Origin of the sequence: Pseudoalteromonas sp. SA25, assembly GCF_011378705.1 — a bacterium.
Lineage (GTDB): Bacteria > Pseudomonadota > Gammaproteobacteria > Enterobacterales > Alteromonadaceae > Pseudoalteromonas > Pseudoalteromonas arctica.
The window spans coordinates 262,145-274,492 of sequence record NZ_WTKV01000002.1 but is presented as its reverse complement, the minus strand read 5'-3'; the positions used below and the strand labels follow the sequence as shown (position 1 = coordinate 274,492).

Below are 12,348 nucleotides of genomic sequence, written 5' to 3'. Positions count from 1 at the left end.
AGTTAAAAATAAACGTATACAAATTAACTCAACAAATTGTGCTGATTTAATATAACTAACCCCAACCCTGATATTTTCTAATAAAAATACCAAGCCATGCCTAATAGGATCTTCCAATGGAAATAGGATTACTCATTCTTCTTTTCTCAGTTAGTGCTTACTCTATGCTAGCAAAAAAACTCTCTACCACTATTATCACGGCGCCAATGGTATTTTTAGGTATAGGTTTTGCTGTATCTCAGGTTGGGCTGATCAATATAGGCGATGCACACGAAACCGTGTATTTAATAGCAGAAATATCGCTAGTTGTATTATTATTTTTAGATGCTTCACAAATAAATTTACGCAGATTAAAAAGGCAAAATACGTGGCCTTTAAGAATGCTATTGATAGGTTTACCGTTGAGTATTTTGATTGGTACAGGCTTTGCTTATTTGTTTTTTCCACAGTGGCCTTGGGCAATGCTAGCCTTAGTTGCAGCAATTTTAGCACCGACTGATGCAGCTTTAGGTCAAGCTGTTGTTAGCAATGAGAGCGTACCTTTAAACGAGCGACAAAGTTTATCAGTTGAGAGCGGTTTAAATGACGGACTAGCATTACCTGTTATTTTATTTTTTGCCAGTTTAGTTGCTATGGAAAGCGGCTCTCAAGAAAATGAAATGTCATGGTTAGTGTTTGGATTTAGCCAAATATTTATAGGTATTTTGGTTGGCGCATTTATGGGGTTCTCGAGCGGACGTTTATTTTTATACTCTGAGTCAAAAAAAATATCATCGACTATATATGAAGGCATTGGTGTTTTAGCACTTACCGGCACATCATACCTAATGGCAAGTTTACTGGGCGGAAATGGATTTATATCAGCGTTTGTTGCAGGTTTAGCCTTTGGTAATATTGTAAAAGGGCATTGCCGATTTATTTACCAATTTACTGAAAGTGAAGGGCAAATATTAATATGGACTTCGTTTGTTATTATTGGACTTGGCTTACTTCCTTCAGCTGTTGAGCATTTAACCCTCCCTGTTGTTGGTTATATTTTAGTAAGTATATTTATTGTACGACCTCTTGCTATTTATCTTTCATTGATTGGCACTAAAGCTAAAGTATTAACAAAAGTGTTTATGGGGTTCTTTGGACCTCGAGGTCTTGCAACAGCGCTGTTTGCACTTATTATCTCTAAAGATATTTTAGGTGAATACGGTCACTCAGTTTTAATTGTTGCGATTAACGCTGTATGGATGAGTACTTTAATACACGGTATTGCAGCAGCACCTATGGCTAATTGGTACGGCGCTAAAATTAAAGTGCTAAAAATTAAATCAAGAGAGCTCGCAAAACTAAAAAAACAAAAGTAGCAATTGAACCAAAATAGCAACTCGGTTATTGTTTGACCATTAATAAACATAGGTTATAAACGAGTTGCTTTAAATACTCGTTATACGCTTACAAGGATAGAAGTATGTTTAGTCAATTCACTAAAAATATAAAACCATATGTAAATGCCGAATTAGACTTAGCTCATTTAGCTAATAAAAATGGCAAGTTTATGGAGGCATTTGAGCATTTAGAAAATGCGCATGTACTCGGTCAAGAATCCACTTATTTTCATGTTAAAGTGCATATATTGATGTTTTGCTGGGCGTTTAAGCAAAACGATTTACGTGAGCTTTTAGGACAAATATTTCGTATAGCTGGAGCAGCTACCAAAACTGCGTTTGGATTAATTCCCAGGGGTAACACTGGCGGGGCAAACGTCAGCCCCTTCAAAGTCATGCCTATTTCTTTAGAGTATTCAGATTATATTGTACGCGCTAAATCAGATGTACAATAAAGCATTATTGATTAGTACTTCATTTTTGGCGAAAAATAGCTTCCCCGACTAATTTTTAAAAATACTTCAGTTAGTTAACTATTTTTAATTATAAATAAAAATAAACTTGGTATTATTGTTAACTTATATTTAACTTAGTATGTTTAAAAAGCTAATAATTAAATGGATTTTTATGACTATAAAAACAAAAATAATCAACTATGTATTACTCCCAGCTTTCCTACTATCACCACTTGTAAATGCTGGACATGAGCAAGCTGTACCCACAACGCCAGAGCAGTGGCGCAGTGTTACAAATAGCGATATAGAAGCTGCTTACAGTATATCTGCACAAAATCACCCTGGTATGTTTGATGTTAATAACCCAACTTTCCCTGATTTATTAAAAAAAGCAAAAGCAGAAGCATTTACATTGTCGGCTCAAGCGAGCGGACCGCAGGCGCATGTAGCGGCAATTGCTCGTTTTAGTACTATTTTACAAGATGGTCATGCTGGTGCGTTTTCAAGCGTAGATAGACCCGCGCGCCGCTGGCCAGGCTTCAGTGCTGTATGGCGAGGTGATGCGCTAAAAGTGTATTACAGCGAAGCCAAAAATATTAGTAAAGGTGACGTTGTAAGCCAATGTGATGGGCAAAACACTGATACCTTAATGCGGGAGAGAATATTTAAGTTTCATGGTGAAGTGGCACAACCTGGGCATTGGTGGCAGCAAGGTTGGCGGTTACTAATTGACGAGGGCAATCCATTTTTAACTCCTTTAAAAGCATGTGAATTTGTTAAAGCCAATGGTGATACCTATACACACGTATTAAATTGGTCAGTAAGGCCTAAGTCAGCAAGTAAGCATTTAGAAAATGCTTATAACGGTGATGAACTCCCCATTGATTTAACGTGGCCTGAAAAAAACATTGGTTGGATTGCTATGCCTAGCTTTTCATCAACCGATAAACAAACTGCTGCCTACAATAAAGTGTTTGAAAAAATACAACAGCAACGTAGCAAGTTACTTACTGCAAAAGCCGTGGTATTAGATTTGCGCCATAACCAAGGTGGCTCATCTTATTGGAGCTCACAAATAGCAAAAGGATTATGGGCCCAAAAAGTAGTAGAGCAAAAAGCAAATAATACTTCTCAAAACACGCAAGTATGGTGGAGAGCATCAAAAGATAATACTGACTATGTAGAGTCTTTATTTAGCGTTGTAAAAGATCAACCCGAAGTACTGAAAACTCTTAAAACCGTCGCTGCTGGCATGGCTCTATCACTTGAAAATGATGCCCCGTTTTATGTAGAAGAAAAGACTAATACGCTAAATAACATACCACAAAAGCCTTTAGTGAGTGACTTTAAAACCAAGGTGTTTGTTATAGTGCCGCCACAATGCGCGAGTGCTTGTTTAGATGCACTTGATAAGTTTAAGCTTTTTGAAAATACAACGTTATTTGGTGCACCAAGTAGTGCTGATTCTATGTATATGGAGGTACGTTTAGCTGATTTACCTTCAGGCTTAGGCAAAGTTATTGTACCTAACAAAGTATACGTAAACAGAGCGCGAGGGGCAGGGGCTTACTACAAGCCAGATATTGCGTATAACGGCATTGATTGGACAACCAATCGGTTGCTTGAGCAGATTAAAAAATACTAGGGTTTGTAAATAATTACCTACTTTAGAATTAAGTAGCTTAGAAGTTGGAATAACATGAAATCAGATAAATTTTTTAAATGGGTATGGAATCTTAATGGGCTGGTTTTATTTAGTGGACTTATAATTGCTATATTGTTTGTTTTTTATCAACTTGCTTCTGTCATTTTTAAAGATCAAATTCTCGTAAAACAAACAACATTAAATTTAGCTCAAGACGATAACAAAGAAGAAAACTGGCGCTTAGGTTATCCACATAAAATAAGTGGTACTGATTTTTATTTTATTGCACTTGAGTCCGAAAAACTGTTTGTAGAAAAAAGTGAAGTACTGGGGATATATAATGAGTTTGGCGGAAGTAGCTATAAACCAACTAGATCAAAAAACGTTCTCTTCACTAATAGCATTACGAATAATTCTGTTTGGTTATTTAAATCTATAGATCAGTTGATTATAGATATAATGCCACTTGTAGATGATGAGTTTAATGAAAGGTCAGCCACCCGCGCTATCTCTTATGAAGTAATAAATAGTGATACAAATTTAGATAATAAATTGGATAACACCGACAATCGGACTTTTGCTTTAAGTAAAGTTGATGGCTCTAATTACACTGAAATTATTACAGATTATAATCGTATAGTTGAATCAGGTTTAAATTCTGACGGGGAGCTTTTTGTTATTTTTATTAATAATAATGTGGTTTATTCAATGCTTGTGGATTTAATTACATTTGAAATATTAAGTAAGAAGCCTTTACCAAAGGTCGGAGGTTAACAGCTCATTACTGGTAAATAACTAAGAGTTAAGGCAATAAAAAACCGCTCAGTGAGCGGTTTTTTTGCATTTTTTACTAAAGAAAATTTAGTTAGAACGTGTAACGAGCACCAATTGAGTAACGAGGACCGTATTGATTAGCAAATAAGAACTGCTCTTCGTAACGACCGTAACCTTCTTCGGTTGCATTGTTTAAGTTTATGCCATCAAAAAATACCGTTACGTTTTCGTTTACATCGTAGTTAACGCTCATATCCCATTGGCCATACGCTTTAGCATATTGCGGAGGCGCATCAGCTGAACCTTGCGCTTGGCCTACACCAATTAGGTATGAGTCGCGCCATGCATAAGTAATTTTAACTGATAGGCCGTCTTTTTCGTAAAAGCCTTGGAAGTTAGCTGAGTCACTTAAGCCTGTAAGTGGTGCTTGTTGATCTAGGCTTTCGCTATCAAATTCAACGTCGCCATCTACAAACGTTGCGTTAACACCAATACCAAAACCGGTTTCACCAATTAAGTGCTGAACAGCTACTTCAAAACCATCTACCGATTTACTGTCGGTGTTTTGTGGTTGGCTAATATTCCATGTTATTAGCGGATCGTCGCTGTTTGGTTCAATAACGCCATTTGCATTGCCGTAACCGCTGGCAATCATTTGTGCAAAAATAGCGTCGGTTGTTGCTTGCTCACCACGTGATTCAATATCGCTTACGGCTTGTAAGTAACGAGGGCCGTTTAAAATATCGTGCAAGCCATCAATAGTAGTTTGCGTAATGGAGGTTTGAATAAAGTTATCAACGTCTTTTTTAAAGTAACCAACAGATGCGTAGCTGCCTTCTGCGTAGTAATACTCAAGTGATAAATCAAGGTTTGTTGATTCAAACGGCAATAAGTTTGTATTACCTTGGCTACCTGTGCGAGAACCTGGTTTTGGGCTGCCTGTTAAGCTGCGGCCACCGGCTAAATTACCTAGTGGTGCACGCGACATTGTTTTACCCCAAGATACGCGGGCTACTACGTCTTCAGTTAAATCAACACTTACGTCGATTGAAGGCAGTAAAACATCGTAATCACCTTGTTGCTCTAAGAAGTTATCATCGCCGCCAGCAGCGTATTGCATGATCCACTCTGAAGCGCTGATCCAATTAACTTGATCTTCAACGCGTTGGCGCACAGTACTTGTTACGTCTGTTTGCTCATAGCGTAGGCCTGCATTTACTTTTACGTAGTAGTTACTTACGTCAAATTCCCAGCTTGATTGAACATAAAAGCTATTCGTTATTTCTTCTACGTAGCTCTCGCTATCTATTCCGTCTGCGTATGCATTAGCTGTATATGCATCGCCACCCGTTACATCAGCCGTTAAATAAGCAATTTGGCGTGCAACAGCTTCGTCAAAATCGTAGGTATAGTAGTAACCAGGTTGTAAGTTGCTGCCGCCGCCATCAAACTGATCTAAAAGGCCTGATGTATCGTTGCGGGTAAACATACTATCTGGGAATATTTCTGTATACGATGGGTTAAAGCCTGGACCACCTACTAAACCACTCCACGCGGTGTAACCACCGGTGTTTTGTTCTGTACGTGATGCGCCAAATTTAACTTTAACTAAACCAATGTCATAGCTTTCGTTATACCATGTCGTATGCAGCTGTAATTGTTCAATGTTTGATTCACCTGGTGAATGAATAAACTGACTAAAGTTTGAATCAATTTCGCCAGGCGTTAATTCACTTGTGCCATTTAACCAATTAACTTGTGCACTGGGTACTTCGCCCGTACGGTAATCATAAATCTTATTAGCTAGCTGATCAGAACCTAAAATTACTTGGCCGGCACTTCCCAGCCCGTCATCGGCGCCGTTATCAGTTTCGTTTTTAGAGTCGTGGTAATCAAGCTCTACGTGCCACGTGTCGTTAATTTCCCAATCTAGATTTAAACCTAGAGAGCGCGCTTTTACTTCTGTAGTACCTTTATTAGCTGTGAATGATGCATCGTTACCGCTAATATCAGCATAAACAGCTGTACCATTTTCATCTAGTTCGTAGCCATTAATATTGCTACCAAAGTCGTTCCAAATACCCCAACCAATACTTTGAGAACCTGTTACAGCTTTACTTGCGGTGTAATCAAGTGTTGCTACAAAGCCATCTACCGGTGCAAACTGAAAAGTAACTTGTCCGTTTGTACGTTCACGTTCTACATCTTCAATAGAGTAGTTCATGTCTTTAGGGAAGTAGTAATTACCTGCAGAGTCTGTGCGGTTATCAACTACGTTGCTGCTATCTAAATCAGGTAGGTCTACGTTTGCTTGCCAGCCTTGAATATTGGCACTTTGTTTTTGAAAGTCACGCTCTTGGTGCGAAAACGAAAAACCAAAACCAAAAGTGTCATCTACAAAAGTATTGCTGTAAACAGTAGAAAACTCTGGTGTTACGTCATCGCCAGCTTCGTTTGACGAGTCGTGGTTTGCTTTAACGGTTGCTGAAAAGTTCTGTCCCGGCTTTTGAAAAGGGCGTGCAGTAGAAATATTAACTGTTGCACCTAAGCCACCGCTTGGCACGTCTGCACGTGCAGTTTTAAATACTTCAAGCGCGCTTACACCTTCAGAGGCGATATTTTCAAGGTTGTACGAACGTGTATAACCTGTGCCCGGCATTTGGCGGCCATTTAAGGTAATTAAGTTAAACTCAGGGCCAAAACCACGTACTGTAATTTGGCTACCTTCACCGTTTGCACGGCTCACCGATACGCCGGTAATACGTTGTAATGATTCTGCTAAGTTGGTATCTGGGAATTTACCCATTTCTTCAGATGAAATGGCATCTACAATGCCAGAAGAGTCGCGTTTCATATCCATAGAACGAATAAGTGAACCACGAATACCTTTTACTTCAATAACTTCTACATCAGATGAAACGCTTGTTTCTGCTTCTGCCGCAATAGCTGTGTTTAATGTGCTCGCAGCAATGATGAGAGACACAGAAGCCGCAAGTTGGCTCTTTTTAAAATTGAATGTGTTCATAATAGCTCTGCTTTATAAAATGTTGTTGTGTAGCAATAGGCGCTAAGCGCCTATTGGTGTGTGTTTTATGGATTTGCAATAATCACGTTGTCTATACGGTAAAGCGCGCCATCGCCCATGTCCCAGCTAGGAAAAACCATAATTACGTTTAATGCGCTAATGTCTAAGCCGGCATCAAATAATTGCTGAAGAGGGAAGGTGTATGTTTGCCATTCGCCCGTTACAGGTACTTGGCCTTCAACACTGCTAGATAAAGCAAGCTCTACGGCACTCGATGTACCAATTGATTCAATTTTAAATAGCCATTGTGCGTCAATATCTGAAGGGGCTGATACAACTTTCATATCAAATTGAACTACACCATTTTCAAGTATTGCAGAGGCATCGAACGATACGTCTTCATCAGCAATAAAGCCCATTACTGTAGCAGTAGAACCAATGCTAAATTGCGCTACTGCGCCATGCGCGTCATCATCGGTTTCTGTTGTTGGTGTAGAGCCACCACAACAATCCCAAATACTCCATTGCTCGGCCGCTGCATCTTTAAATACAGTAAGCTCACCCGTTGCAGCTGGCGCTGCATTTGGATTATAAATTTTAACGTTATCTACACGGTAAACAGAGCCTTCACCTGCACCCCACGCTGGGAAAATCATTAGTACATCTATAGTACTTACATCTAAGCCAGCAGCTGCAAGATCAGACAGCTTAAACGTATATGTTTGCCACTCGCCAGTAACTGGCGCTACGCCTTCAACACTTGCCGTTAATTCAAGCTCTACTGCAGAGTCACCTTCGTTTGACTCAACTTTAAACAACCACGGTGTAGTTGGGTCACTCGGTGCAGACGTTACTTTTAAATCAAATTGAATAACGCCTTCATCTAAAATGCTACTAGCATCAAACGATTCACCTGCGCCACCTGACGATGTGCGGCTATTAAAGCCCATTACAGTAGGCTCTGCACCAATGCTAAATTCTGCGGTTAAACCATGCTCTTCATCATCCATAGCTTCAACAGGGGTTGAGCCACCACAACAATCCCACATTGGCCATGCTAGATTTTGCTCATCAGTAAAAATAGTAAGCTCAGGTGATACGCCTAAGTTATCTTGAGTAATCTCAACATCGTCAATTAAATAAACAGCGCCTTCACCTGCGCCCCATGCTGGAAACACCATGATCACATCAATTGCACTAATATCTAAATTTGCAGCATCTAGATCTTTTAATAAAAATGTATAAGTTTGCCATTGGCCAACAACAGGACTTACGCCTTCAATGCTATCTGTAATCGGCATTTCTAATGCGCTAGAACCTTCATTACTTTCAAGTTTTACAAGCCAAGCTGCATCAGCAGTGCCTGGTGCATTTGTTACTTTCATTTTAAAACGAACGTAACCTTCATCCAGCATTGGAGAAGCATCAAACGGGCTGGCTTTTCCTTCTTCGTCAGTAATAAAAATCTCACGGCTAATAAAGCCCATTACAGTGGGTTCTGCACCTACTACAAATTCAACTACATCACCTTGGGTTTCATCTGCAACAATAGCGGGAGTAGATCCTCCACAACAATCCCATGCAGGCCAATTTGGATTAAATGACTCACCAAAAATAGTCAGTGGTGTTGCAATGCCTGTCGAAGGTGGGCTAGGAATTGGTGCATCGCCTTCAAGCAATGCATCTTCTAGGCTATTGTAACCCGGGCGAATAGTTTCACAGCCTTTACCTGTTTCAGGGTTTGACGCACATTGATAAACACGTACGTAATCAATAGCAAAGGTTTGGCCGTTTTCAAATGCGCTAGCATCTATACCTAGATCATTAACGTTTTCAGGCCAGTCGCCGCCTACTGCTAGGTTTAGCAATAAGTGAAAGTCTTTATCAAATGGTGCGCTATCCCAGTGAGTTTCAAGCTCGCCAGAACCTTGCTCAAAATATTCTGCAAACCAGCCACGGTGTTTTAGACCTACAGCCTCGTCACTTGCATTAGTACGAACTTCTGATTGACGCTGAGTTGCATAAAGGTAACCGTCTACGTACCAGCGAATTTCACCTTCTTGCCATTCAACAGCATACGTGTGGAAATCATCTGCCGGGTTAGTATTTTCAGGGAATTTAAATTCTTTGCCCGTAGAGCTATTATCTGGCCACGCGCGTCCGTAATGAAGTGTGCCGTGGATGCTTGACTCTATTCCACCGTCTTCATCCGGTGTTTTAAGATTTACTGATTCTAAAACATCTATTTCGCCAGAACGAGGCCAAGTGCCATAAACTTCATCTGTTGGCAGCATCCAAAATGCTGGCCAGCTACCTTGTCCTGATGGAAGTTTGGCGCGCACTTCAAAGCGACCATACGTAAAGTCAGCGTTGTAACGCGTATTTAAGCGTGCTGAAGTATAAGGTTTTTCTGCACCTTCTTCAGCGGGTAGGGCAACAATGTTTAACACACCGTCTGCAATAAATGCATTTTGCTCGCTGTCGGTGTAACACTGTTTCTCGTTGTTACCACCGCCATTGCAGTTTAATTCATAGTTCCATTTGTTTGTATCAATGGCTGAGCCTTCAAACTCGTCGCTCCAAACCATTTGCCAATCTGATACTGGTTCAGAGGCATCTACATTTTCAAAATTTGATTTAGTGGCAGAGTCGCCACCACAGCCAGCTAACGTAACTAAAGAGATAGCGGCAAGTAAACGTGTAATGTGCGTTGTTTCAATGTTCATAACTGAACCCCGGTTTCAACAGATTATTGTCAGATTAATTGTTTTACGATCTATGTATTTTTGTGGTGTAAGCGCTTACATTTGTAAATGTGTTTTGTAAGCGCTTACAAATGATATTGTGGAGTACGCAAATGGTCAACATATTTGTTTATTTTATTTACAATTAGTTTACGGTAAGACCAGTTGCAGGACTGAAAAATACATAAATACGAGGAGCGTAAGCAGTTTACTTATTTACATATGTATTGCTAAACAGCTTATAGTAAAGCATTTTTATTATTTTATATTTGAAAAACACACAACCTATATTTAAAAACGATAATTAAAAGGTATATTGATAAATATCACCTTGAATAGTTTTTAGGCGTACCCAGAATATATGTTGCTGATCAGGTGCCACTGTATACTGGTGAACAAAACCATCAGGTTTTGGCATGATCAAATTCTCTTTTTGAGTATTGATATTAAAAGTCCAAATTCCCGTTGCTTCTCGATAAAAGTATAATTGGTGGTCAATAAGTTGCCAGTTTAGCCAGTTGATTCGATTGAAGTTTTTAATAACAAGTTCTTCACTTGTTGTTGTTAAATTTTTACGCCATAAACCATCTACATTAAATTTAGAGTAATAGAGGTATTGATCTACGATTCTGCCGCTATAACCCCCATTTAAAGTTAATTGACTGTGTGTATCGGTACTTTGTTGATACAACCACAGTTGCCATTGTCCAGAAGCGTTTGTGCTATAAATAATGTTATTTTGTGCGTCGTAATTAGCAACATAGCTATTGTGATTTTTAGTAAACACTTTTTGATAGGCATTTTTATTTAAATCTAGTTCAAAAACATCGCCGTGCTTAGTAAATAAAATACGGCTGCCATCATCAGATAGTTCGTAGCGTACAAACTGTAGATCAAAGGGTAAATCGATATCAATTAATTGGGCCTCGTCGTTTTTAACTCTCCAAAAGTGATGGCTTTTGTAACGCGTAGACAAAAAAGTTTGAGTGTTTGCCCGCATACGAGGAAGCAGCTCTGTGCGCGCACTTTGCTGCCACACATGTTGACTACTGTTAATAGTGTTATATTTTACAATTTCGCTTACGACATTAAGGCTACTTACTAATAGCGAGGCATTCAATTTAGCTGGGATAATAGCTAAAGAGTTAATTGTAAAATCTAATTTTTTTATCGAATAATATTCACCACTTGCGGCTTCTAAAGAGAAAATAGTGTTGTTGTTTGCGATAACCAAAGTATTGTTTTTAGAATGCCATACAAGACTTTTTACACGCAGATTAACTACGTATTCGTTTAATTTTTCTTCTTCATTTTTAATAATTATTTTTGAGTCGTTTTCGCTTATATAACGAACAATAGCTAGTTGGTTACTATGGTGATTGTAGGAGAAATCAAAATCGCCCTTAGTATTATTTTTACTACTTGGATTTGTAATTTGTCTTAATCTACTCGTGTTTATATTATAGCTATATACTTGATATGGATGAGATTTACTAAAACGTTTATTGAAGTAAAATGTATTTTTTTCTCCCCAAGCTAGTGAGGTTGGGAACTCATCACATGAAAATAAAAACTGCTTTTTCTTTGTGTGTACATGATAAGTCGAAATTAAACATTGTTCATCAATGTGTGTTGCATAAACGATATATTCTCCATCAGCACTTATCGTCGCCAACGAATTTGTTAGTACACTGTTTTGAGTATGTGTTTTTGTATCATATAAATAAACCGATTGACGGTCATCCTCATCAAGGTGATGGAACAAAATGAGTCCCCCAGATTGGGTGGCCGAGAGCTTATATTCTCTACCTTGCAAACCAATCAATGGCGCACTAACAAGTGATAATTTATTTGGCGTGATTAAGTTTTCAACTTTGAAGAGTGTGCTAAAAAGGGTAATTAATAGCAGAGTTATAATAATTGCAATAATTGATGCTTTTTTGATATTGCGCATAGGTTTCTTGAATGATGGGCTTTTAAAAGCAACCTTTTGCTCAACAGGCATTTCATCGTGAGAAATATCTGTGTTCGTTACAGTAGCAACTAACCGATACCCTTGAGTTGGGACAGTTTCAATAATATTTTCATTAGTTAACGCTGAAAAATGGTTTCTCAATAAAGACACGGTTCGATTGATCGCTCCCTCACCTACAACCCGATTATTCCAGACTTCAACTATGAGTTGGTCGCGAGTGACAATTTTCCCATTAGCTGCTAGTAAAGTAATTAATAAACTGAATACTTTTGGTTCAAGTTTTCTAGTTTGACTGTCATTTTTTAATGTTCGCTGCTCTTCGTCAAAAATAACACCAGAAATATGGACAGCCAT

General features: G+C 38.8%; 7 protein-coding genes. 4 read left to right on the top strand and 3 right to left on the bottom strand.

The genetic code is table 11. From position 1 onward, the window contains the following. Positions 1 to 116 precede the first annotated feature (116 nt). From GQR45_RS02640 to GQR45_RS02625, 4 genes are all read left to right on the top strand, one after another. A complete protein-coding gene (locus GQR45_RS02640) occupies positions 117 to 1,355 on the top strand; it encodes a cation:proton antiporter (protein WP_165725055.1) in 1,239 nt (412 codons plus the stop codon). A gap of 104 nt (positions 1,356 to 1,459) precedes the next feature. Then, on the top strand, positions 1,460 to 1,831 hold the full coding sequence (locus GQR45_RS02635) for a DUF3703 domain-containing protein (protein WP_165725054.1): 372 nt from the start codon (positions 1,460 to 1,462) through the stop codon (positions 1,829 to 1,831). A gap of 172 nt (positions 1,832 to 2,003) precedes the next feature. Next, the gene (locus GQR45_RS02630) at positions 2,004 to 3,476 is read left to right on the top strand and encodes a S41 family peptidase (RefSeq protein ID WP_165725053.1); all 1,473 of its coding nucleotides are present in this window, start codon (positions 2,004 to 2,006) and stop codon (positions 3,474 to 3,476) included. Positions 3,477 to 3,530: 54 nt separating this feature from the next. Further along, complete coding sequence (locus GQR45_RS02625; RefSeq protein ID WP_007584248.1) at positions 3,531 to 4,250, top strand: hypothetical protein; 720 nt, start codon at positions 3,531 to 3,533, stop codon at positions 4,248 to 4,250. Between the two features lie 91 nt (positions 4,251 to 4,341). On the opposite strand, the gene GQR45_RS02620 is transcribed toward GQR45_RS02625, so the two are convergent. The 3 genes from GQR45_RS02620 to GQR45_RS02610 form a co-directional block, all read right to left on the bottom strand. After that, positions 4,342 to 7,275, bottom strand: a complete 2,934-nt coding sequence (locus tag GQR45_RS02620; RefSeq protein WP_165725052.1) for a TonB-dependent receptor — start codon at positions 7,273 to 7,275, stop codon at positions 4,342 to 4,344. 65 nt (positions 7,276 to 7,340) lie between these two features. Further along, positions 7,341 to 10,001, bottom strand: a complete 2,661-nt coding sequence (locus GQR45_RS02615) for a glycoside hydrolase family 16 protein (RefSeq protein ID WP_165725051.1) — start codon at positions 9,999 to 10,001, stop codon at positions 7,341 to 7,343. A 322-nt stretch (positions 10,002 to 10,323) separates the two neighbouring features. Then, the gene (locus GQR45_RS02610) at positions 10,324 to 12,348 is read right to left on the bottom strand and encodes a winged helix-turn-helix domain-containing protein (protein WP_165725050.1); all 2,025 of its coding nucleotides are present in this window, start codon (positions 12,346 to 12,348) and stop codon (positions 10,324 to 10,326) included.